The following is a 22,461-nucleotide window of genomic DNA, read 5'->3' on the forward strand; positions in this document are numbered from 1 at the left end:
GTCGCGGCTTCTTGCCCTCAATGCGCCTCGTCCCAGTTGTGGGCGGCGCGGGCATCGACCTTGAGCGGCACCTTCATGTCGAGCGCTGGCATCGCCGCGTTCTCCATCACCGAGACGACCAGCGGAATAGTGCGCTCGACATCGGCATCCTCGACCTCGAAGATCAGTTCATCATGCACCTGCAGCAGCATGCGGGCACGCTGAGAAAGCCCCGCCTGTTCCAGCGCCGGCTCCATCTTGACCATGGCCCGGCGGATGATATCCGCGGCAGAGCCCTGGATCGGCGCGTTGATCGCCGCGCGCTCGTTGAAGGCGCGGTGCGAGGGGTTGGACGAGCGGATATCCGGATAATGCGCCCGGCGGCCGAAGATGGTTTCGACATAGCCGTTCTCGCGGGCAAAGGCCTTGGTGCTTTCCATGTAATCGCGGATACCGGGAAAGCGCTCGAAATATTTCTTGATGTAGTCGCCGGCTTCCGAGCGTTCGATCGACAGCTGGTTGGCAAGGCCGAAGGCGGAAATACCGTAGATGATGCCGAAGTTGATTGCCTTGGCGCGGCGTCGGATTTCGCTCGGCATGCCCTCGACCGGCACGCCGAACATTTCCGATGCGGTCATCGCATGGATGTCGATGCCGTCCGAAAACGCCTGCTTCAGCTGCGGGATTTCTGCGACATGGGCAAGCACGCGCAGCTCGATCTGGCTGTAGTCGGCGGAAACCAGCTTGTGCCCCGGCGTCGAGATGAAGGCGGTGCGGATCTTGCGGCCTTCGGCGGTGCGGACCGGAATATTCTGCAGGTTCGGCTCGGACGAGGAGAGGCGGCCGGTGGTGGTCGAGGCCAGCGCATAGGACGTGTGAACGCGTTTCGTCTCGGGATGCACGAACCCTGGCAGCGCGTCGGTATAGGTGGACTTGAGCTTGGTCAGCTGCCGCCAGTCGACAATCTTGCGCGGCAGTTCGTGGCCTTCCGCGGCCAGGTCCTCCAGCACCTGGGCCGAGGTCGACCATTGGCCGGTCTTGGTCTTGGCACCGCCGGGAAGCCCCAGCCGTCCGAACAGGATATCGCCTAGCTGCTTCGGCGAGCCGATGTTGAAGCTCTCGCCGACCAGTGCATAGATTTCATGCTCGTAGCCGGCCGCCCCCTGCGCCAGCTCGCCCGACAGCCGCGAGAGGATCTGCCGGTCGATGGTGATGCCGCGCTCCTCCATCCGTGCCAGAACCGGCACCAGCGGCCGCTCAAGACGCTCGTAAACCGTATTGAGGTTCTTAGCCGCCAGGCGGGGTTTCAAAACCTGCCACAGCCGCAGCGTCACGTCGGCGTCCTCGGCCGCATAGGCTGTGGCCTTGTCGATATCGACATAATCGAAGGTGACGGAGGACTTGCCGCTGCCGGCGACGTCCTTGTAGGGGATCGGCTGATGGCCGAGCCATTTTTCCGACAGTGCATCCATCCCATGGGTGCCGGCACCGGCATCGGCCACGTAGGACATCAGCATCGTATCGTCGAAGCTGACGATACTGATGCCGTGACGCTTCATCACCAGGTAGTCGTATTTAAGATTCTGCGCCACCTTGAGAACCGATGGATCTTCCAGCAGGTCCTTGAGCCGCTCAAGTGCCGTCGCAACGGGGATCTGGTTTTCCGCCAGCTTCAGCCCGTCGCTGAACAGGTCGTTGCCGCCGGTCTTGTGGATCAGCGGCACATAGGCTGCGCGGATATCGGTGCCGGAGGGGTTCTTGCTGTTGTCGGCGATGGCGAGCGAGAAGCCGACGAGTTCGGCCTGCATTGCGTCGAGCGACGTCGTCTCGGTGTCGAAGGCGACAAGCCCGGTTTCGCGTGCGGCGGCAATCCAGGCGTCAAGTGTCGCAAGATCGCGGATCGCCACATAGGCGCTCCGGTCGATCTTTGCTGTCGCGAACAGTTCGGCGCGGGACTGCGCGAGGTTCTGTGGTGTTGCAGCCGGCGGGCCACCGTCCGGGATATTCGCAAGAGAAGCCGCAGCTTCCGCTGCGCTGCCAAGCGCCGGTGATTTTGCAGAGGACAAAGCGGACGGCGGTGACAGCGAGGAAGGCTCGCCCTTGTCGAGATCCGGCCCATGTGCCTGGGCGCCCCATTCGACGGGAACGGTCGCGGCATCCACCGCATCCGCGTCGGTCTCGGTCGCAGCAGCGACGCGGCGGGTCAGCGTGGTGAATTCCATCGTCTTGAGGAAGGCGACGAGCTTCGGGCCGTCCTGTGCATGCAGCTCGAAATCATCAAGCGGAACGTCGACCGGCGTGTCGGTTTTCAGCGTCACCAGCTGGCGTGACAGCCGGGCCAGCTCGGTGTTGGCAATGATGTTCTCGCGCCGTTTCTGCTGCTTGATCTCGCCGGCGCGGGCCAGCAGCGTGTCCAGGTCGCCGAATTCCTCCAGAAGCTGCGCTGCCGTCTTCGGACCGATGCCCGGAATGCCGGGAACGTTGTCGGTCGAATCACCGGTCATCGCCTGCAGGTCGATCATCTTTTCCGGCGGCACGCCCCATTTCTCGATCACTTCCGGGATCGAGATCTGCTTGTCCTTCATGCTGTCGTACATCGACACATTGGCGGTGACGAGCTGCATCAGGTCCTTGTCGGACGATACGATCGTCACGTCCGCGCCTGTTGCCTCGGCCATCCGCGCATAGGTCGCGATCAGGTCGTCGGCCTCGAACCCTTCCTTCTCGATGCAGGGCAGGTTGAAGGCGCGGGTTGCATGCCGGATCAGTCCGAATTGCGGGATCAGGTCCTCCGGCGGCGCCGTGCGGTTGGCCTTGTATTGATCGTAGAGTTCGTTGCGGAAGGTTTTCGAGGAGTAATCAAAAATGACGGCGAAATGAGTCGGCGTCACTCCGACGGACGTGTCCCGCGCATCGGTCAAAAGCTTCCACAGCATGTTGCAGAAACCGGAGACGGCATTGACCGGCAGGCCATCCGATTTGCGGTTGAGCGGCGGGATGGCGTGGAACGCCCGGAAAATGAATCCGGAGCCGTCGACGAGGAAGAGATGATCACCTTTTTTCATGGCGACAAGGGATAGCGCGGGCCGCGATGGGCGTCCATATTTCATTCCGGAGGGCGGATATTTTTATCCGAAACAGAAAACTGAGGGCCCTCACGGAAACGTTACCAATTTGTAATGCGACGGCGGTCTGCGCGTCCCTTGAAAAGCCACATTTGCCACCACAAATCATAACCAACGGCGCCTGAACACGCCGTCATCTGGTTAAAGGCCTGTCCCCCGCCGACGCCAGATGTAAGGACAAAGGCCTATCCCCCCCTCTCCGGGCCTTTGTCCAACTTCTAACAAAAACCGCCGTGGCCCCGCCTCCGCCATGGCGGTTTTTGTTTGCCCATTTCCAAGTATCGTTTGAGCGCTAAATACAGCGGTGCAGGGTCCATCGCCTGCAATGCAACTTGTATTCCAGCTTGGTGAGAGGTACCCATATCCATGGCCTTCGACCGTATGGATTCTGCGACATACCTGGCTAGCCTTCTGGCGAAAAGTTTCTCCCGCGCCCTGCAGGAGAGAGGCCAGAAGCTCGGCTTCGCGCCTGGTCAGTTTCCGGTGCTCCTGGAATTGTGGAGCGAGGAGGGGCTGACCCAGAAGCAGCTGCTTGACCGCCTCGACATCGAGCAGGCGACGATGGCCAACACTTTGGCGCGGATGGAGCGGGACGGACTGATCGACCGGAAAAAACACCCGACCGACAAGCGCGCCCAGCAAATTTTCCTGACCGCCAAGGCAAGGGAGATGGAAGCCGAGGCGAAGGAAGCGGCGCTTGCCGCGGATCAGTCGCTCTTTTCCGGGTTTCGCCATTTCGAGCGCGAGTTGTTGCTCGAATATATGCGCATGGCGATCGCCAATAGCGCACGGAACTGACGGCTTCCAGTGCCGGCAATCGCATCTGATCGATCAATCAAAAGATTTCGCTTAAAGCCGACGCGATCTTTGTCTAGAGCCTTTCAGGGTTAAATTGAAGTGTTCTGCAGGAGCAGGTTTTCGTCAGGATCAGAGGCGACTGGCGAAGGCCATACCCGCGGTACGTCCGAGCCGATCGCCTCTGATCCTGGCGGAAAGATGGCCTGCCCTTCGGGTTGGCTGACACGGGCCGCCTGATCGACCGGCCGGCTTGGCCGTAGGGCATAGCTACGCCGCGCGCCGGCTGGTCGACCATCCGACTCCGTTTGAGCCAACTGAACACTTCAATTTAACCCTGAAAGGCTCTAGGTTCCGCCCCGACAAAGAAGGATTCGGACATGACAGACACGGCCAGCATTCTCATCCGCGCGGACGACAACCTTCCAAAAAGCCTCGACAGGCTTTTCGATCTGGTGCGCATCCAGTCTATCTCCACCGATCCTGCCTACAAGGCGGAATGCCGCAAGGCGGCGGAGTGGCTGGTCGCGGATTTGACGAGCCTTGGTTTCGAAGCCTCCGTGCGCGACACGCCTGGTCATCCGATGGTCGTTGCGCATCATGCAGCCGGCAAGGCGGGTGCGCCGCATGTGCTGTTTTACGGCCATTACGACGTCCAGCCGGTGGATCCGCTCAATCTCTGGGACACGGCCCCCTTCGAACCATCGATCAAGGAGCTGGCCGGCGGCCGCAAGGTGATCACGGGACGCGGAACGGCCGATGACAAGGGCCAATTGATGACCTTCGTCGAGGCCTGCCGCGCGTTCAAGGACGTCAACGGCACGCTGCCGTGCGAAGTGACCATCCTGTTCGAGGGCGAGGAGGAATCCGGCTCGCCGTCGCTGAAACCGTTCCTGGAAGCCAACGCGGCCGAGCTGAAGGCTGATTATGCGCTGGTCTGCGATACCAACATGTGGGACCGCGATACGCCGGCGATCTCTGCGGGGCTGCGCGGTCTGGTGGGCGAGGAAATCATCATCACCGGTGCCGACCGCGATCTGCATTCGGGTTATTTCGGCGGTGCTGCGGCCAACCCGATCCATATCCTGAGCACTATCCTTGCCGGCCTTCACGACGACGCCGGCCGCGTCACGCTCGACGGCTTCTACGACGGCGTCGAGGAGACGCCGTCACAGATCAAGGCGGCCTGGGAAACGCTCGGGATGACGACGGAGAAGTTCCTCGGCGAGGTCGGTCTTTCCATTCCTTCGGGCGAAAAGGGCCGCTCGGTCATGGAGCTGACTTGGGCGCGTCCGACCGCCGAAGTGAACGGCATCTGGGGCGGTTACACCGGCGAAGGCTTCAAGACCGTCATTGCGGCACAGGCCTCCGCCAAGGTTTCCTTCCGCCTCGTCGGCGCGCAAAATCCCGACAAGATCCGGGCCGCCTTCCGCGCCTATGTCGCCTCGAAAATCCCCGCCGATTGCTCGGTCGAATTCCATATGCACGGTGGTGGTCCCGCGATCCAGCTTCCCTATGATTCAAGTCTGCTCAATATCGCGAAATCGGCCTTGTCGGACGAATGGCCGAAGCCGGCCGTCGTCATCGGCATGGGCGGCTCGATTCCGATCGTCGGGGATTTCCAGAAGATGCTCGGCATGGAATCGCTGCTGGTCGGTTTTGGCCTGTCGGACGACCGCATTCATTCGCCGAACGAAAAATACGAGCTGCAGTCCTTCCACAAGGGTATCCGTTCCTGGATCCGTATTCTCGACGCACTCGCCGCTTGATGTGTACGGTTGTTAACGGTTAGCACCCTTGACCGGACCGGTCGGGGGTGGTCTCATCATCCTGATGACGTTTTGCCAGCTACAGACTTTAAGAATAATTGCCTCATGAAAACGGTACGCAAATTCGCCTGGCCGGCCGTCGGGCTGGCCGCGATCCTGTTTTCGCTCTATGGCCTCTATCATGAGCTGCACGGCCTCTCGGCCGATGATTTTCTGACGAGCCTGCAAGCCGTATCGCTGAAGAGCTGGATACTGGCCGGCGGTGCGACACTCGCAGCCTATGCAGCGCTTGCCGCCTACGATCACCTGGCCCTGGAGCATCTCGGCCACAAGATCTCGCTCTGGTTCATCACCGTCTGTTCCTTCACGGCCTATGCCCTGTCGCATACGGTGGGGGCTTCGGTATTTTCCGGCGCCGTCGTGCGCTATCGCGCCTATGGGTCGAAAGGCCTGTCCGCCGGGGAAACCGGCATTCTCGTCGCTTTCTGTTCCTTCACGTTTCTCCTGGGCACGCTGATGCTTTTCGCCATCGTGCTTCTGGTCGAGCCGGAAATCACGGCCCGCTTTGCCACCTTCCTGCCTATCGGTGCATCGATTTCGACTGGCTCGATCATTCTCGTGCTGATCGCGCTTTATATCGTCGGCAGTCTCGTCGGTTTCCGGCCGCTGCAAACCCGCTGGTTCCGGCTGGAATATCCAAAACCATCGCTGGCCCTCCGACAGTTGCTGATCGCACCTGTAGAGTTGATCGCCGCCGCCGCGATCATCTATTTCGCCCTGCCGGAAGCGGGTAATCCCGGCTATATGGTCATTCTCGGGGTGTTCCTCGCTTCATTCTCCGCTGCGCTTCTTTCGCACGCGCCGGGAGGCCTCGGGGTGCTGGAGCTGGTTTTCATCGCGGCCTTGCCGGAGATGAACCCGGCCGGCGTTTTGGCCGGGCTTGCCATTTTCCGCCTGTTCTATCTGATCGTGCCGTTCCTGATTGCGCTGACGGTCGTCGTGATTTTCGAACGCGGACAGTTCCTCGCAGGCCGCGAAGTCGAGGCCGGTAAGGATGACGGCAGTTAGAGCGTTTCATCTTCAAACGGAAGCGATTCTGTTGGCTCAAACCGGCCGGGCCGCGAGAAGGTCGGCGCAGGGCGATGCCGGGCCCATCGTACAAGCCGGCCGACGCTGCGGACGACCGGTTTCAGCCAACCCTTTGGGCCGGATGAATTTCGGCCACTACCGGTGGCTGCCGTCTCGACCGCAGCTTCTGCTGCGCTCTTCGCCAACCGCCTTGGTCCTGGCCGAAACTCCTTCCGGCAGAATGCTTCCGTTTGAAGATGAAGCGCTCTAGTCTCCACTGCTCTTATGAGGGTGAATGGCATGTCTTCGGAAGCGCCTGTTCCAGCGGTCCCTTGACCTCTTCCAACTCTGCGCTCTCGATATGCAAGGGTGTGAACGGCGGCTCCTGAATGGCGGCGTTGACGATGCGGGTGATGTAGCAGCCGGCAAAGACATGCTCCTTGCCACCCTTCTCAGTCGATTTCACCGCGACCGGCACCGGCGCGTATAAGCTGCCGGCTGCCCCTTCGGTTGTCACAGTACCTGTGATCACCTGAACGTCCACGGTCTTGGCGTAGCCCTCTACAAAGGACCGATAGTCGCTGGGCGGGGTTTCTGCGCTGAAATAGCTGTAGGCGCGCGCATATTCCTGGCGGTTGATGGCGTTATAGAGCGAGCGGATCAGCGCCGCGCCATCGGAGCGGTCATCGATATAGGCCTGTTCCTGCGCCGAGGCAGGAAGGCAGGATCCGGTCAGGACCGCGGCGGTCAGAAGTGAAGTGAGGATAGCTCTCATGCACATTGCTCCGGTTGTTCAGGGGAGAGTTCAATGTGGATGCGGCGATTTGAAGATGCGGGCCTGTTTTGCCCGCGCAAAAGCGACACAAGCTCTCAGGGAGCAGAAGGGGGCCTGATCCAGAAAAACAAAAAGGCCGGGAAAACCCGACCTTTCACAACGCGCTTCGACACTCCTGCCAGTACATCCGTGGTCAACCGCGGAAGCGCATTTCTCCGGCGCGGATTATCGCGCCAGATTTGGTATTAGGCAGCCTGCAGGTTGTCAGCAGACATCTTGCCGGACTTGCGGTCCTTGACGAGCTCGAAGCTGATCTTCTGGCCGTCATTGAGGCCACGCATGCCAGCGCGCTCAACAGCAGAAACGTGTACGAATACGTCCTGGCTGCCGTCGTCAGGCTGAATGAAGCCGAAGCCCTTTGTGGAGTTAAACCATTTTACTGTGCCAGTGGCCATAACGATCCCTTTCTCTAGCAAATTATGTTGAACCATCCCGTAACGTCACGGAAAGGCTTTTGTTCGAATCTGAAGGAAAGTTCGTCCGATTGCGCACGAAGTCGCAAAAACCAAAGTCATCTAACAAATATCGACCAAAGCTCAGATAGGTTACAGGCGCCCGGCAGTCAAGTTTTATTATTTTTATTTTGCCTGGACCATTGTTTTCATTCATTTTTATGAGGCCTCGGGCGAAGATTTTCGGTGTTTATTTTCGCTCGCCGGTGGTGAGCACTGCCGTGCTATTTTGAAAGCGTCGGGGAAAGATCACCGTTTTTATACTCACGGAATTGATTTTTCCCTTGTCCGCATCATGTCCCTGATACTGGCCGGTCCAGTGGCCGATTGATTGGAGGAATGACAATGTCGAAATCTGTGATTGCAGCTGTCTGCCTCTCCCTGTTTGCCCTTTCGGGATGCAGCAACACCGTGCGCGGCATGAAACGGGATGGCGTGCAAACCAGTAATGCGCTGGACAACGCAACACACCGCATCGCGGCAGCCAACGCAAACTGACCGGCCGCAAAGGCCTTTGCCAAAATCAACGCCTTGCGGGCGTCCGCACGATTCTACCGTCCCGACTTGAGCGACAGTTACCGGATGCGTTGCAAACGCAACGGGATCGAGAGCGTGCAACTTTATGAAAATCTGAATTTAACTCCCCCTTAAATCGCCGCATTTACACTGCATCGCACGGTGCGAAATCGGCGTTGCGGCATATGTGTCCGCCTGCGCTCCCGAAACGCCCATCCGGAGCAAACCTACCCCGACATGCCAGGAAATCGTACATCACGGCAGAAGATAGAGCCTTCCTTCGAGGGTGGACGTGGACGTGATGACAGCGATCTGCGCGTGGATGCGGGCGAGCGTGTCAGCGGCGGGGGCAGGAAGTCCGGGGGCGCCAAGCCCGCGGCGAAGAAGGCTCGATCCAGGAAGGGGTCCGGACGGGGTGGTTCGCATGGCGGCGGCATCACCGGCCTGATCCGGTCTATGGTCTACTGGTGTGTCGTTCTTGGCATCTGGGGTGCCATCGGTATTGGCGGGCTTGTCCTTTATTATGGCGCGCGCATGCCGAGCGCCACGAGCTGGGCCATTCCCGACCGGCCGCCAAACGTCAAGATCATGGCCGTCAGCGGCGATATCATCGCCAATCGCGGCGCCACCGGCGGCGAGGCGCTGTCGCTTGAAAACATGTCTCCCTATATCCCGCAGGCCGTCATCGCCATCGAGGATCGCCGGTTTTATTCGCATTTCGGCGTCGATCCGCTGGGCCTGGCGCGTGCGATGCTCACCAACATCACCACCGGGCGCATGGTGCAGGGCGGCTCGACGCTGACCCAGCAGTTGGCCAAGAACCTCTTCCTCTCGCCCGAGCGCACGCTGGAGCGCAAGGTGCAGGAAGTGCTGCTCGCCGTCTGGCTGGAGCAGAAATATACCAAGGACCAGATCCTTGCGATGTATCTGAACCGGGTGTTCTTCGGCTCCAATGCTTACGGCGTCGAGGCCGCCTCGCGGCGCTATTTCAACAAATCGGCTCGCGACGTGAACCTCGGCGAGGCGGCTCTTCTGGCCGGCCTGCTGAAGGCGCCGTCGCGCCTGTCGCCGGCGCGCGATCCGAAGGCTGCCGAAGAGCGGGCCCAGGTCGTGCTCGGCGCCATGCGCGAAGAAGGCTTCATCACCGACAGCGAAATCAAGACGGCCATGTCGCAGCCGCCGACCAAGGCCAAGAGCTTCTGGTCCGGCGCGCAATATTATGTCGCCGATATGGTCATGGACCAGCTACCGGGCATGGTCGGCGACATCAAGCAGGACCTGATCGTCGATACGACGCTCGACCTCGATCTCGAAAAGAAGGCCGAGCAAACGCTGGCCGCAAGTCTCGACGAATCCGGGCAGAAGCTGAACGTCAGCCAGGCGGCGCTCGTGTCGATCGACGGCACCGGAGCCATCCGCGCCTTGGTTGGCGGCCGGGATTACGCCGACAGCCAGTTCGACCGTGCGGTCAAGGCCAAGCGCCAGCCGGGTTCCGCCTTCAAGCCCTTCGTCTATGCGGCTGCGATGGAAATCGGCCGCACGCCGATGTCGATCCGCAATGACGCGCCGGTCCGGATCGGCAACTGGACACCGGAAAACTACGACGAGAAATATCGCGGCGAGGTGACGCTTGCCAACGCGCTTGCCAATTCGCTGAACACCATCGCCGCCCAGCTGGTGATGGAGGTCGGGCCGCAGAACGTCATAAAGCTCGCGCACCGGCTCGGCATCGAATCCGAAATGCAGTCCAATGCCTCGATCGCGCTTGGAACGTCCGAGGTCAGCCTCGTCGAGCTGACGTCGGCCTACGCGCCGTTCATGAACGGCGGTTTCAAGGCGACGCCGCATGTCATCCGGCGGATTTCGACGGCCGATGGCACGGTTCTTTATGAAAATACCTATGACAATCCGCCGCGCGTGCTTGATCCGGCCGTCGTCAGCGAGATGAACCAGATGATGGTCGGCGTGATCGAGCATGGCACCGGCAAGGCTGCCCGGCTGAAGGGATGGCAGGCAGCGGGCAAGTCGGGCACGACGCAATCCTTCCGCGATGCGCTGTTCGTCGGCTTTACCAGCAACCTGACGACCGGCATCTGGTTCGGCAACGATGATGGCAAGTCGATGAAGAAGGTCACCGGCGGCGGTCTCCCGGCCAAGGCCTGGCACGACTATATGACGGCCGCGCACGAAGGCCTGTCCCCGTCGCCGATCTTCGGCACGACGGGTATTCAGCCGACATTCGACGACAATCAGGCCGCGCCGGACAGCGTCGGCGACGTCATTTCCGGTACCTTCGGCAACGAGGCGACCGACGCATTCCCGCAGGCACCTGTTGCAGATGGTCGGATGGCGGCGGATCAAGACACGCAGCTGCCGGCGGACGCCGCCAATTCCGGCCTCCGGCCTCCGGCCGATGTCGGCGAGACCACCGGTGCGACCCGCCGCACGACCCTGTTCGATATCCTGACCGGTGGTTGAACCGCCGCGCTGACTTGATCTACCCCCAGGCGATAATGACGTTGGACGGCTCGATCGGGTGATCCATCCAGATTCGGATGCGCGTTTTCGCGGACGGAACTTGTGCACTGCCGAATTCAGGCTCGATAGCATCAAACAAAATAAGTTCGTTATTGGGGGTGTTCAGAATCCCGTCGAAATCAGGTTCTCTTGCCTCTGTAATTTCTACAATCGGCCCGAACGTTACATTGGTATCTCCGTCGCTCCAATAGTAAGCTGGAACGTTGATGCAGTCAGAGGAAGCAAATATTCCTTGCCTGTCCATGTGAAGAGGAATCTTTACATTACGACGACCTGCAACATATATACTAAGATATTCGGGCGTGATTGTAATTTTTTTAACGGACATCAATTAGTACCTTCCTTGAGATATCAGCCCGCCTTGTGATTTACTGCACGGCCAGCAATGCGGATAAATTCGACTTGGTTTGCCCACCGATTTTGGAACCTGATGGTCACCGACGAACTGCCCCCTTGGCGTTCCCGGCATCTTTGTACCACACCAATGGCACCCGTAGGTACGACCGATGCGATCGATTTCCGCCTGTTCCGCCCCGTTAAGCCGCCTGTTGGTTCTTGGAGCAGTAATCCATTCTTTTCCATAGGGTCCGATGCCGGTCCGCGGCAGCCTCAACTGGAGCGCGCGAAGCATCGCCTCCTGCGCCACAGATTCATTGGCGCGTATCAGCCCCTCGACCGTCTCGTAGGCTTGCGGGGTCGGCCTCCAGTTCGGATCACGTCTGTGAACGGCGCGCAGCGCCTCCTGCATCCGTCCGATACTGACCGCCAGCCGCGCCTCCTGCGCGGGCGTGACGGGCTGCCATCGTCCAAGGATGCGGACCTGCCCCCCGCCGCGCGGCCCTCGACGGCTGACGCGGATCGGCCGGCTTTCCGAACCGTCTCCGACCCATTGCCCGCCGTCGGGACTGCCTGCCGGGACGCGCGGCTGCTCGGGGCGAAAACCGGCCTTCCATTCCAGGCATAAAGCCAGCGCTCGAATCTCGACGGCCATCGCCGCCTGTCGGTAGCTCAGTTGTGGCAGGCTCAGGTCTGCCGGGTCTGTCGCAATCATTGGCCACGCCATCCGTTTTCCGTTCGGTCGGGCAATTCTGCGCGCGGCAGCGATGACGAGGATAAATTCAGGCTGGAAAAAAATCGGCGAAACATTTATCTTACGGTGAATGCAGTGAAAATGTGATGATTTTCCCGCAGCAGACGATCGCGTCGACACCGCCATGTCTGCTGAACGTTCCCGCTGTTCTGGACTGAGAACCGCAATCGCCTTCAAGAGAGGATTGCTGATTACGGTAACGACGCACTATGCTTCGTCACAATAGTCGTTGATTTCCTCGGCTTCGTGGCGTTGTCATGCCTTGCAGTCCGAAACGCTGCTCCTTATATACGCCCCATCACCGTGGCTACCGCTGCGAATATTCCACAGACCATCCCGTTAGGGACTGTCCCATGAATGCCTGACCGGGTTCTGACAGTCCGCTGCAAGGAGAGAACGACATGGCTAAAGTAATCGGTATCGACTTGGGAACGACCAACTCCTGCGTCTCCGTCATGGACGGCAAGGACGCGAAGGTCATCGAAAATGCTGAGGGTGCGCGCACGACGCCTTCGATCGTTGCATTCAACGACGACGGCGAGCGCTTGACCGGCCAGCCGGCCAAGCGTCAGGCCGTGACCAACCCGGAAAATACGCTGTTTGCGGTCAAGCGCCTGATCGGCCGTCGCTACGACGACAAGTTCGTCGAAAAGGACAAGGCTCTCGTTCCCTACAAGATCGTCAAGGGCGACAATGGCGACGCATGGGTCGAAGCGCAGGGCAAGGGTTATTCCCCGTCGCAGATCTCTGCCATGATCCTTCAGAAGATGAAGGAAACCGCTGAATCCTATCTCGGTGAAAAGGTCACCCAGGCCGTCATCACCGTTCCCGCCTACTTCAACGACGCGCAGCGCCAGGCAACCAAGGATGCCGGCCGCATTGCCGGTCTTGAAGTCCTGCGCATCATCAACGAGCCGACCGCTGCGGCACTCGCTTACGGCCTCGACAAGAAGGACGGCAAGACCATCGCCGTCTACGACTTGGGTGGCGGTACGTTCGATATCTCGGTTCTCGAAATCGGCGACGGCGTCTTCGAAGTGAAGTCGACCAACGGCGATACCTTCCTCGGCGGTGAAGACTTCGACATGCGTCTGGTCGAATATCTCGCAGGCGAGTTCAAGAAGGACCAGGGCATCGACCTGAAGAACGACAAGCTGGCTCTGCAGCGCCTCAAGGAAGCTGCCGAAAAGGCGAAGATCGAACTGTCGTCCTCGCAGCAGACCGAAATCAACCTGCCGTTCATCACGGCTGACGCGACCGGTCCGAAGCACCTGACGATGAAGCTGTCGCGCGCCAAGTTCGAAAGCCTGGTCGACGACCTCGTCCAGCGCACCGTTGCGCCGTGCAAGGCAGCCCTCAAGGATGCCGGCGTCACCGCCGCCGAGATCGATGAAGTCGTTCTGGTCGGCGGCATGAGCCGCATGCCGAAGGTACAGGAAGTCGTCAAGCAGCTGTTCGGCAAGGAGCCGCATAAGGGCGTTAACCCGGATGAAGTGGTCGCCATGGGCGCCGCCATCCAGGCCGGCGTTCTGCAGGGCGATGTCAAGGACGTTCTGCTCCTCGACGTGACCCCGCTGTCGCTCGGCATCGAAACGCTGGGTGGCGTCTTCACCCGCCTGATCGAGCGCAACACGACGATCCCGACGAAGAAGTCGCAGACCTTCTCGACGGCCGAAGACAGCCAGAACGCCGTGACCATCCGCGTATCGCAGGGCGAGCGCGAAATGGCCCAGGACAACAAGCTGCTCGGCCAGTTCGATCTGGTCGGCATTCCGCCGGCACCGCGTGGCGTTCCGCAGATCGAAGTCACCTTCGATATCGATGCCAACGGCATTGTCCAGGTTTCGGCCAAGGACAAGGGCACCGGCAAGGAACATCAGATCCGGATCCAGGCATCGGGCGGTCTGTCCGACGCGGATATCGAGAAGATGGTCAAGGACGCCGAGGCCAATGCGGAATCGGACAAGAAGCGTCGCGAAGCCGTCGAAGCCAAGAACCAGGCCGAAAGCCTGATTCATTCCTCGGAAAAGTCGCTGAAGGAATTCGGCGACAAGGTCACGGAAGCCGAGCGCACCGCAATCTCCGATGCGATCGCTGCGCTCAAGACCGCCGTCGAAGCCTCCGAACCGGATGCTGAAGACATCAAGACCAAGACCCAGACGCTTCTCGAAGCATCGATGAAGCTTGGTCAGGCGATGTACGAATCGCAGCAGACCGACGCTGCCCATGCCGACGCGCAGGCCGATGCCGCGCGCGACGGCGACATCGTCGATGCCGACTACGAAGAAGTCAACGACGAAGACGACCGCAAGAAGTCCGCATAAGCCTTCTTCGATTTGAAAATACGTAAGCCCGGGGCGCAAGCTCCGGGCTTTTGCGTTGCTCCAAACCCCTTCAGAGATGCAGCTCGCCTTAACGGATGGTTTGCAAGATGAAGATATGATCTGCCGCTAAAGTGACAGTCGAGGCGAGCCGGCTACCGGCATGAGGCGCCAGCGGAGATTGCGGGATGCATTTCAGAATCTTCGAGTCGTGGCGGCTTCTGGCGGCTATCCTGGTTATGGCCTATCATTTCCTCCGCTTCGGTTCTGGCGATCCCCTCCAATACGATGTGAGCCATGTACTCGAGCGCCTGCTGCCGCTGATGGACATGTTCTTCATGATCTCCGGCTTCCTGATCCTCCTGCGCTACGGCGACAAGCTGAAGGACTGGCCAAGCTACAAATCCTTTATCGTCCGGCGCCTTGCCCGCTTCTATCCGCTGTATCTGGTGACGCTGATCTTCTTTGTTGCCGTCGGTGTGGCGCTGCATCTCGGTCTTGTCTCCTCGACGGTGCCCGAGCGATATGATTTCGGCCTGCTGCCGCAGAACATCCTTTTGCTGCAGGCCTGGGGAACGACGACGGAGCTCAGCTTCAACTACGTGTCCTGGTCGCTGTCGGCGGAATGGTTCTGCTATTTGCTGCTGCCGGTCTATATCGTCGTCATCCGTCGTGCCGGCGTGAAGGGCCTGGTGTTGCTGGCCGTCGTCAGCGTTGTCCTGCTGGAAGTTGCGACCAAAGCCGGCGCTATACCATTCGACAGCTGGCTGAAGGCCGATACGTGGGGGGCCTATCGGGCTTTTGCGGATTTCGCCATCGGCGGGGTCGTCATGATGCTGGCGCGCGAAAGCAGGCTGCAGCTACGCTCACATGCCCTGGCCTGGGGACTTTTCGCACTTGCGATGATCGGCATGCTGATGGTGTGGCCGTCCTATCTTCTGGTCGGATTGCTGGCCCTGGCGATGTTCGTCGCCGCGGTGGTGGAGCGCAACAATCCGGAGGGCGCACGCTTCCTGGCGGTCCTTTCGCCAGCCGGCCGCGTCTCCTTCGGGATCTATCTCTGGCATCCGGTGGTGGAGACCGCGCTGCTTGCCGTCGTCTGGCGGCATGGCATCGCCCCGCTCGGGCTTCTCAGCTTCTATCAGTTCATGATCGTGCCGATGATTGCGACGGTTCTGGTTGCGATCGCTTCCGACCGATACTTCGAAAAGCCGGTCAGCGACCGGATCAACCGGTTTTTCGGCTGGGATCGGCGCTCCGGCAAGCCGCAGGCCGAGGGTTCCGCAGCCTGAATCTGTGCTTTTCCGACAAAAAGCGGCCAAGATAGTGTATTGCCTATGGTATCGCGCTTGAAGGTTTACTAAATCCTGTTGCAAGGAAATTTGGCGACCGCCGGGCAGCCGGTTTTGACGCGCCTATTCAACAGGACAATCTGCAAGTATGAAACGTGATCTTTACGAAACGCTCGGCGTTGCGAAAACAGCGGACGAGAAGGAGCTCAAGAGCGCTTTCCGCAAACTGGCGATGAAGTATCACCCGGACAAGAACCCCGGCGACGCGGAAGCGGAAAAGACTTTCAAAGAGATCAGCCTGGCCTACGAGATGCTCAAGGATCCGCAGAAGCGGGCAGCCTATGATCGCTACGGCCATGCAGCCTTCGAACAGGGCGGCATGGGTGGTGGTGGCGCCGGCATGGGCGGCGGGGCCGGCGGTTTCTCCGATATCTTCGAGGACATCTTTGGCGAGATGATGGGCGGCGGCCGGCAGCGGCGATCGTCGGGTGGCCGCGAGCGCGGCGCCGATCTGCGCTACAACATGGAAATCTCACTGGAAGAAGCCTACGCTGGCAAGACGGCACAGATCCGCGTGCCGACCTCGATCACCTGCGACGTCTGCACCGGCTCCGGTGCCAAGCCTGGCACCAAGCCGACGACCTGCGGCACCTGTCAGGGTTCCGGCCGCGTGCGGGCGGCCCAGGGTTTCTTCTCGATCGAGCGCACCTGCCCGACCTGCCACGGACGCGGCCAGATCATCGCCGACCCGTGCGTGAAATGCCACGGCCAGGGCCGTATCACCGAAGAGCGGTCGCTGTCGGTCAATATCCCGGCCGGTATCGAGGACGGTACACGCATCCGCCTGTCCGGCGAGGGCGAGGCGGGCCTGCGTGGCGGGCCGTCTGGCGATCTTTATATCTTCCTGTCGGTCAAGCCGCATGAGTTCTACCAGCGCGACGGAGCCGATCTCTATTGCAGCGTACCGATCTCGATGACGACGGCGGCACTCGGCGGCAAGTTCGACGTGGCGACGCTCGACGGCACCAAGTCGCGCGTCTCGGTACCGGAAGGCACACAGGCCGGCAAGCAGTTCCGCCTCAAAGGCAAGGGCATGCCGGTGCTGCGCTCCAGCCAGGTCGGCGATCTCTACATCCAGATCCAGATCGAGACGCCGCAGAAGCTCACCAAGCGCCAGCGCGAGCTTCTGAAGGAGTTCGAGGAACTGTCGTCCAAGGAGAACAATCCGGAATCGGCGGGCTTCTTTTCCCGCATGAAGGATTTCTTCGACATCGAGTGATCGTCACAATCAGCGGCTGGTCGAACGGACAATCAGCGATATATCCAGGCCGGAGGCAGCAGTGCCTCCGGCCTTTTTTGTCCGTCGCCGGTATGCCGGCATGAAGTTCCAAAGCGAAAGGTGCCCCATGACCTATGAGCTCTATTACTGGGACGGCATTCCCGGCCGCGGCGAATTTGTCCGGCTGGCGCTCGAGCAGGCTGGTGCCGACTATGTCGATGTGGTGCGGAGCGATGGCGGCATGGCGCGCATGATGGCGCTGATGAAGAACAAGACGGCAGGCTTCGTGCCCTTTGCCCCGCCTTTCCTGAAGGACGGCGATATTCTGGTCTCCCATGCCGCAAATATCCTTCTCTATCTGGGCGAGAAACTTGGGCTGGCACCCAGGGATGAGGCGGGCCGGATCGAGGCAAACGGGCTGCAGCTCAGCATCACCGATTTCGTCGTCGAAATTCACGATACCCATCACCCGATCGGCGTTTCGCTCTACTACGAGGACCAGAGGGACGAAGCGCTGCGGCGGGCGGAAAATTTCATCGAGGAGCGGTTGCCGAAGTTTTTGGGCTATTTCGAAAAGCAGCTCGTCAGGAATTCCGAAGGCCAGATCCACGCCGTCGGCGATATGCTCACTTATGTCGACCTATCGCTGTTCCATCTTGTCGAGGGACTGCGCTACGCCTTTCCGAAGGCAATGACGGCGGCCGAGCCGGGCTATCCGCTTCTCGTCGCCCTCAACGCGCAGGTTCGCGAATTGCCGCGGATCAAGGCCTATCTTGCTTCGGAACGCCGGCTTGCCTTCAATGAGGAGGGCATCTTCCGCCATTATCCGGAGTTGGATCGGGCTTAGTGCCGCCTATTCCATCACAGCGCTATGGTCGATCGCCGGTGGCGCCTTCGGCTTGCGCAGCAGGAAGACCAGCGGCATGACGGCGAGCGACATGATCATCAGAAGCTTGAAGTCGGCCATGTAGGCGATGATCGTCGCCTGCAGCGTGACGATGCTGTCGAGCGAAGCGCGCCCCGCCGCCGTCATCGGATCGAGCCCTGCCGCTGCCGGTGCCTGGAAGGCGTGGTTGAACGGCGTCACATAGGCTGCGATCGACGCGTGGATGACCTGAGTGTTCTCGATCAGGAGGGCCGAGACGACGGCGATGCCGACGCTGGAGCCGATATTGCGGGAGAGATTGTAAAGCCCGGTGCCGTCGCCCCGCATCTCGGCGGGAAGGGTGGCAAAGGCGATCGTCGTCAGTGGTACGAACAGGAAGCCGAGGCCGGCGCCCTGCACGAAGCCGACCGAGACGATGGTCCATTGGGAGACGTTCGGCGTCCAGCTGATCATGTCGTACATCGCCCAGGCGGTTATCGCGAGGCCGATGAACAGCAGGATGCGGGTGTCGACCTTGCCGATCAGCCGGCCGACGACGAACATGCAGACCATCGTTCCGAGCCCGCGCGGCCCCATGACGATACCGGCGGTGACCACGGGATAGCCCATCAGCGATTGCAGATAGGGCGTCATCAGAGCCAGCGACGCAAGATAGGTGACACCGACGACGAAGATGAACAGCATGCTGACAGCGAAATTCTGGTCGAGGAACAGGCGCGGATTGATGAAGGACTTTTCGGTCGTCAGCGTGTGGATCACCAAGAGGTAGAAGGCGCTGGCGCACACGATGGCTTCGACAAGAATTTCGCCGGACGAAAACCAGTCCAGCTGCCCGCCGCGATCGAGGAAAAGCTGCAGCGAGGCGATGCCGAGGCTGAGCATGCCGAAGCCGAACCAGTCGAGCTTTGCCTGCGTGTCGAGCCGGGTCTCCTTGACGAAGACGCTGATGCCGGCGAAGGCCAGCGCGCCGATCGGCACGTTGATATAGAACACCCAGCGCCAGCTGATATTCTCCGTCAGCCAGCCGCCGATGACTGGGCCGAGCACCGGGCCGACCATGACGGAGACACCGAACAGCGCCATCGCCGATCCACGCTCCTCGGTCGAATAGATGTCGAGCAGGATGCCTTGCGACAGGGGTACCAGCGCCGCGCCGAACAGCCCCTGCAACAGCCGAAAGCCGACGATCTGTGGCAGGGACTGAGCAAGTCCGCAGAGAACCGAGGCTGCGACGAAGCCGACGATCGCCACCAGCAGAACGCGTTTGCGGCCGAACTTGGCGGCTAGAAATCCGGACGGCGGGGTCATGATCGCAGCCGCGACGATATAGGAGGTCAGCACCCAGTTGATCTGGTCGGCGCTCGCCGCCACGCTGCCCTGGATATAGGGCAGCGCCACGTTGGCGATGGTCGTGTCCAGCGCCTGCATGATCACGGCCAGGATGATGCAGGCCGTGATGGCGCCGCGATTGGCGACCGGCGTCGTTGCCGCGGATGGGATGCTGCTCATGACCGGTTACTCGTGGGCGTGGGCGGTCGCTTGGCCGAGAAGTTTCTGGATGGTTTCGGGCAGGCCGCGCGCATGGCCGGTATTGACGGCGACCAGCGTGCTCATGCCGACGCGAAGCGGCGGCTTGCCGGCCGTGTCGTCGATCGTCACGCGCATCGGAATGCGCTGCACGACCTTCACCCAGTTGCCGGACGTGTTCTGCGCCGGAAGCAGCGCGAAGCTGGCGCCGGATGCCGGGCTGACGCTTGCAACCTTGCCGGTCCATTCGACGTCCGGATAGGTGTCGACGGTGATCGTCACCGGCTGGCCGGGCTTCACATAGGTCAGCTCGGTTTCCTTCGGGTTGGCCGAGATCCACATGTTCCTGGTGGAGACCAGCGAGAAGGCCTGTTGTGCGGCATCGAGATAGCTGCCGGGCTGCAGGGCGTTGACGTTGGTGACGACGCCGTCGAACGGTGCGCGCACTGTCGTGTCGTCGAGCTCGCGCTGCGCGTCGTCCACCGCCGATTTGGCTTCGAGATAGAGCGGGTTTTCTTCGATCGGCTGGTCGGCATCGCCGCCAAGCTGCGCCAGCGTCGTCTCGGCCTGGGCCTTGGCCACAGTCACCTTCTGTTTTGCCGCATCCAGATCGTGCTTGGCTTTGTCATAGGTCGCATGCGACGCGGCCGCGTTGGATATCAGCTTTTGCTGCCGGTCGAAAACCGTCTGGTAGTAGGGAATATCGGCTTCGACCTGGGCGATCTGCGCCAATGTCTCGGCGTAGCTTGCCTTGAGGTTCAGGAGCTGGTTGCGGGCGGCGGCAAGCTTGGCTTCGGCACCTTCCAGCGCAATGTGAAACGAATCCGGCTTCAGCTGGAACAGGACCTGGCCAGCCTTGACCGCTTCGTTCTCATGCACATTGACGGAGGCGACGATGCCGGCGACGTCGGTCGAAACGCCAACCATGTCCGCCTGCAGATAAGCGTTGTCCGTCTCCATGATCTGGCCGCCGGTCACATAGAAGTAGCCGCCGGCAATCAGCGCAATGGGCAGCAGTGCAAACAGGATCGGCCGTTTCAGATTGCGGCGGCGACGGGTCGCGCCGGCGGCAGGTGCGGGGTCGGCCGATGCCGGAGGTGCTGCGTTGATCTTTGCTTCGGCCGTCACGCCTTCGGATGTTTCGGGGGGCGCGACATTGGCATTGGCGGGTACGAGGAGGGAGTCAGCCATGGTGCGTTTCTTTGTCGGCCGGCTCGCGGCAGGCTTGCAGGAGATTGGATTTCATCAGGTCGAGAATGGCGACGAGCTTTTCACGGTCGTCGTCGGAAATGCCGAGCAGCGCCTCGAAGCGCGTTGCGTCGCCGATGGCGCGCATGTCGGACAGCAGCCCGCGGGCGAGTTCGGTTGTGTAGAGAAGCGAAATGCGGCGGTCCGTCTCGTGCCGGCGCCGTTCGACGAAGCCGCGTTCGGCAAGCTTGTCGAGGACCCGCATCAGCGTGATCGGTTCGATTTCCAGGAGTTCGGCAAGGGCGCTCTGGTGGATGCCTTCGTTGCGGGAGAGGTAGGCGATCGTCTGCCATTGCGAGCGCGTCAAACCCATATGCTTTGCCCGTTGCTCGAAGCGCTTGCGCAGCAGCCGGGCGACGTCGTGAAGCAGAAAGCCAAGATTCGGGGTGAGGTTCATGGAGTGCGCGCCATACAGTAAGCATACATAAGATAAGCAGTCATATTTGATCTCTCGCAGATGCGCAATTGAACATGTGTGCGCTGCGGTAAATGTGCCGTCACAGTTCGGTGATGTCAGGATGCCCGCGTTCTATCTGAAACATGTCCATGTTGAGCCTTGCCATTACCCTGCTCTCGGCTTAGCTCTCACCCGGACACGCAACCGGATTCCCCATGCCGCACAAGGTTTTTCTCACCCGTCTGAAGCTCGGCGATTTCCGCAACTATGCGGGGCTGTCGCTCGATCTCGATGCGCGCCACGTGGTGCTGACCGGCGAGAACGGCGCGGGCAAGACCAACCTGATGGAGGCTGTCTCCTTCCTGTCTCCGGGCCGCGGCCTGCGCCGCGCCGCCTATACCGATGTGGCGCGGGTCGGAGCCGAAACTGGCTTCTCCGTCTTTGCCGAACTCGACGGCATGGATGGTCCGGTCGAGATCGGAACGGGCACTGCCGGTGCGGAGGAAGGCCAGACGCGCCGCCTGCGGCTCAATGGCACGACGGCAAAGACGGTTGACGAACTGCTCGATCATCTGCGCGTGCTCTGGCTGACGCCGGCCATGGACGGGCTGTTCACCGGCGGCTCCGGCGATCGCCGCCGCTTCCTTGATCGGCTGGTGCTGTCGCTCGATCCCGAGCACGGCCGCCGCGCCACCGACTATGAGCGCGCCATGCGCAGCCGCAACAAGCTCCTGTCCGAGGGGCGGGCCGACCCTGTCTGGCTGACGGGGCTTGAGCGGCAGATGGCCGAACTCGGTATCTCGATGGCACTGGCACGGCAGGAAATGCTCGGCCTTCTGGCTGGCCTGGTGGACAGGAACCACGAAGGCGGGGTCTTCCCGGCCGCCGATCTGGCGCTGTCCGGCTTTCTCGACGGCGAATGGCATCGCCCGGCCTTCGATCTGGAAGAGCAGTATCTGGAGATGATGAAGGCTGGACGCTACCGCGACGCGGCGGCCGGCCGCACGCTTGACGGTCCTCACCGCAGCGATCTGCTGATCCGCCACCGCGCTAAGAACATGGAGGCCGCCCGCTGCTCGACCGGCGAACAGAAGGCGCTTCTGGTCGGCCTGATCCTTGCCCACGCCCGCCTCGTCGGCAACATGACCGGCCATGCACCGGTGTTGTTGCTGGACGAGATTGCCGCGCATCTCGACGAAGGCCGCCGCGCTGCACTGTTCGATCTGGTCGATGATCTCGGTGGCCAGGCTTTCATGACCGGTACGGACCGGTCGATGTTCTCGGCTCTTGGCGACCGGGCGCGTTATCTCACCGTTGCCAACGGCACCGTTTCCGGGTGACATT

18 protein-coding genes are annotated in these 22,461 nt (G+C 60.9%); 10 read left to right on the top strand and 8 right to left on the bottom strand.

What is annotated here, in order from left to right:
- Positions 1–17: 17 nt before the first annotated feature.
- Positions 18–3,044 (bottom strand): DNA polymerase I, encoded by a 3,027-nt coding sequence (polA, locus tag J2Z75_RS05560; protein ID WP_209848978.1) that lies wholly within the window; start codon positions 3,042–3,044, stop codon positions 18–20.
- 426 nt (positions 3,045–3,470) lie between these two features.
- On the opposite strand from polA, the gene J2Z75_RS05565 reads away from it, so the two are divergent.
- From J2Z75_RS05565 to J2Z75_RS05575, 3 genes are all read left to right on the top strand, one after another.
- A complete protein-coding gene (locus J2Z75_RS05565; RefSeq protein ID WP_209848980.1) occupies positions 3,471–3,902 on the top strand; it encodes a MarR family winged helix-turn-helix transcriptional regulator in 432 nt (143 codons plus the stop codon).
- A 377-nt stretch (positions 3,903–4,279) separates the two neighbouring features.
- A complete protein-coding gene (locus J2Z75_RS05570; protein ID WP_209848982.1) occupies positions 4,280–5,668 on the top strand; it encodes a M20/M25/M40 family metallo-hydrolase in 1,389 nt (462 codons plus the stop codon).
- A gap of 105 nt (positions 5,669–5,773) precedes the next feature.
- Positions 5,774–6,736 (top strand): lysylphosphatidylglycerol synthase domain-containing protein, encoded by a 963-nt coding sequence (locus J2Z75_RS05575; RefSeq protein ID WP_209848984.1) that lies wholly within the window; start codon positions 5,774–5,776, stop codon positions 6,734–6,736.
- A gap of 283 nt (positions 6,737–7,019) precedes the next feature.
- Here J2Z75_RS05575 and J2Z75_RS05580 read toward each other — a convergent pair whose 3' ends face one another.
- Both J2Z75_RS05580 and J2Z75_RS05585 read right to left on the bottom strand, forming a co-directional pair.
- Positions 7,020–7,511: a hypothetical protein gene (locus tag J2Z75_RS05580; RefSeq protein ID WP_209848987.1), complete on the bottom strand. Its 492-nt coding sequence runs from the start codon at positions 7,509–7,511 to the stop codon at positions 7,020–7,022.
- 245 nt (positions 7,512–7,756) lie between these two features.
- Positions 7,757–7,966 (bottom strand): cold-shock protein, encoded by a 210-nt coding sequence (locus J2Z75_RS05585; RefSeq protein WP_056338617.1) that lies wholly within the window; start codon positions 7,964–7,966, stop codon positions 7,757–7,759.
- A gap of 402 nt (positions 7,967–8,368) precedes the next feature.
- Here J2Z75_RS05585 and J2Z75_RS05590 point away from each other — a divergent pair, with 402 nt between their 5' ends.
- Both J2Z75_RS05590 and J2Z75_RS05595 read left to right on the top strand, forming a co-directional pair.
- Complete coding sequence (locus J2Z75_RS05590) at positions 8,369–8,521, top strand: entericidin (RefSeq protein WP_209848988.1); 153 nt, start codon at positions 8,369–8,371, stop codon at positions 8,519–8,521.
- A gap of 255 nt (positions 8,522–8,776) precedes the next feature.
- Positions 8,777–11,017, top strand: a complete 2,241-nt coding sequence (locus J2Z75_RS05595) for a transglycosylase domain-containing protein (RefSeq protein ID WP_209848991.1) — start codon at positions 8,777–8,779, stop codon at positions 11,015–11,017.
- A 19-nt stretch (positions 11,018–11,036) separates the two neighbouring features.
- Here J2Z75_RS05595 and J2Z75_RS05600 read toward each other — a convergent pair whose 3' ends face one another.
- Together J2Z75_RS05600 and J2Z75_RS05605 are read right to left on the bottom strand one after the other, a co-directional pair.
- Positions 11,037–11,405: a hypothetical protein gene (locus J2Z75_RS05600; protein WP_209848994.1), complete on the bottom strand. Its 369-nt coding sequence runs from the start codon at positions 11,403–11,405 to the stop codon at positions 11,037–11,039.
- A gap of 3 nt (positions 11,406–11,408) precedes the next feature.
- Complete coding sequence (locus J2Z75_RS05605) at positions 11,409–12,344, bottom strand: hypothetical protein (RefSeq protein ID WP_209848996.1); 936 nt, start codon at positions 12,342–12,344, stop codon at positions 11,409–11,411.
- 224 nt (positions 12,345–12,568) lie between these two features.
- On the opposite strand from J2Z75_RS05605, the gene dnaK reads away from it, so the two are divergent.
- From dnaK to J2Z75_RS05625, 4 genes are all read left to right on the top strand, one after another.
- Positions 12,569–14,491 (top strand): molecular chaperone DnaK, encoded by a 1,923-nt coding sequence (dnaK, locus tag J2Z75_RS05610; RefSeq protein WP_209848999.1) that lies wholly within the window; start codon positions 12,569–12,571, stop codon positions 14,489–14,491.
- 185 nt (positions 14,492–14,676) lie between these two features.
- Entirely contained in the window at positions 14,677–15,780 is a 1,104-nt protein-coding gene (locus tag J2Z75_RS05615) for an acyltransferase family protein (RefSeq protein WP_209849004.1), read from the top strand.
- A gap of 148 nt (positions 15,781–15,928) precedes the next feature.
- Complete coding sequence (gene dnaJ / locus J2Z75_RS05620; protein ID WP_209849006.1) at positions 15,929–17,059, top strand: molecular chaperone DnaJ; 1,131 nt, start codon at positions 15,929–15,931, stop codon at positions 17,057–17,059.
- Between the two features lie 127 nt (positions 17,060–17,186).
- Positions 17,187–17,906 carry a glutathione S-transferase gene (locus tag J2Z75_RS05625; RefSeq protein WP_209849009.1) on the top strand — a complete coding sequence of 240 codons (720 nt, stop codon included), beginning with the start codon at positions 17,187–17,189 and terminating at the stop codon, positions 17,904–17,906.
- A 6-nt stretch (positions 17,907–17,912) separates the two neighbouring features.
- On the opposite strand, the gene J2Z75_RS05630 is transcribed toward J2Z75_RS05625, so the two are convergent.
- From J2Z75_RS05630 to J2Z75_RS05640, 3 genes are read right to left on the bottom strand one after another with little or no spacing between them, the layout of a single operon-like run.
- On the bottom strand, positions 17,913–19,454 hold the full coding sequence (locus J2Z75_RS05630) for a DHA2 family efflux MFS transporter permease subunit (RefSeq protein WP_209849012.1): 1,542 nt from the start codon (positions 19,452–19,454) through the stop codon (positions 17,913–17,915).
- 6 nt (positions 19,455–19,460) lie between these two features.
- On the bottom strand, positions 19,461–20,663 hold the full coding sequence (locus J2Z75_RS05635; RefSeq protein WP_209849014.1) for an HlyD family secretion protein: 1,203 nt from the start codon (positions 20,661–20,663) through the stop codon (positions 19,461–19,463).
- Positions 20,656–21,117: a MarR family winged helix-turn-helix transcriptional regulator gene (locus J2Z75_RS05640; RefSeq protein WP_209849017.1), complete on the bottom strand. Its 462-nt coding sequence runs from the start codon at positions 21,115–21,117 to the stop codon at positions 20,656–20,658. Before J2Z75_RS05640 ends, J2Z75_RS05635 begins: the two co-directional genes overlap by 8 nt.
- Positions 21,118–21,332: 215 nt before the next feature.
- Here J2Z75_RS05640 and recF point away from each other — a divergent pair, with 215 nt between their 5' ends.
- Positions 21,333–22,457: a DNA replication/repair protein RecF gene (gene recF, locus J2Z75_RS05645; RefSeq protein WP_209849019.1), complete on the top strand. Its 1,125-nt coding sequence runs from the start codon at positions 21,333–21,335 to the stop codon at positions 22,455–22,457.
- Positions 22,458–22,461: the final 4 nt, after the last annotated feature.

The sequence above is a fragment of the Rhizobium herbae genome (assembly GCF_017873135.1).
Lineage (GTDB): Bacteria > Pseudomonadota > Alphaproteobacteria > Rhizobiales > Rhizobiaceae > Pararhizobium > Pararhizobium herbae.

Bases quoted from the DNA above. Each gene is read 5' to 3' on its own strand.
- J2Z75_RS05630 (WP_209849012.1), bottom strand. From the start codon at position 19,454: ATGAGCAGCATCCCATCCGCGGCAACGACGCCGGTCGCCAATCGCGGC.
- dnaK (WP_209848999.1), top strand. From the start codon at position 12,569: ATGGCTAAAGTAATCGGTATCGACTTGGGAACGACCAACTCCTGCGTC.
- J2Z75_RS05575 (WP_209848984.1), top strand. From the start codon at position 5,774: ATGAAAACGGTACGCAAATTCGCCTGGCCGGCCGTCGGGCTGGCCGCG.
- J2Z75_RS05635 (WP_209849014.1), bottom strand. From the start codon at position 20,663: ATGGCTGACTCCCTCCTCGTACCCGCCAATGCCAATGTCGCGCCCCCC.
- J2Z75_RS05625 (WP_209849009.1), top strand. From the start codon at position 17,187: ATGACCTATGAGCTCTATTACTGGGACGGCATTCCCGGCCGCGGCGAA.
- J2Z75_RS05585 (WP_056338617.1), bottom strand. From the start codon at position 7,966: ATGGCCACTGGCACAGTAAAATGGTTTAACTCCACAAAGGGCTTCGGC.
- recF (WP_209849019.1), top strand. From the start codon at position 21,333: ATGCCGCACAAGGTTTTTCTCACCCGTCTGAAGCTCGGCGATTTCCGC.
- J2Z75_RS05590 (WP_209848988.1), top strand. From the start codon at position 8,369: ATGTCGAAATCTGTGATTGCAGCTGTCTGCCTCTCCCTGTTTGCCCTT.
- J2Z75_RS05640 (WP_209849017.1), bottom strand. From the start codon at position 21,117: ATGAACCTCACCCCGAATCTTGGCTTTCTGCTTCACGACGTCGCCCGG.
- J2Z75_RS05595 (WP_209848991.1), top strand. From the start codon at position 8,777: ATGCCAGGAAATCGTACATCACGGCAGAAGATAGAGCCTTCCTTCGAG.
- J2Z75_RS05570 (WP_209848982.1), top strand. From the start codon at position 4,280: ATGACAGACACGGCCAGCATTCTCATCCGCGCGGACGACAACCTTCCA.
- J2Z75_RS05600 (WP_209848994.1), bottom strand. From the start codon at position 11,405: ATGTCCGTTAAAAAAATTACAATCACGCCCGAATATCTTAGTATATAT.
- J2Z75_RS05565 (WP_209848980.1), top strand. From the start codon at position 3,471: ATGGCCTTCGACCGTATGGATTCTGCGACATACCTGGCTAGCCTTCTG.
- polA (WP_209848978.1), bottom strand. From the start codon at position 3,044: ATGAAAAAAGGTGATCATCTCTTCCTCGTCGACGGCTCCGGATTCATT.
- J2Z75_RS05580 (WP_209848987.1), bottom strand. From the start codon at position 7,511: ATGAGAGCTATCCTCACTTCACTTCTGACCGCCGCGGTCCTGACCGGA.
- J2Z75_RS05615 (WP_209849004.1), top strand. From the start codon at position 14,677: ATGCATTTCAGAATCTTCGAGTCGTGGCGGCTTCTGGCGGCTATCCTG.
- dnaJ (WP_209849006.1), top strand. From the start codon at position 15,929: ATGAAACGTGATCTTTACGAAACGCTCGGCGTTGCGAAAACAGCGGAC.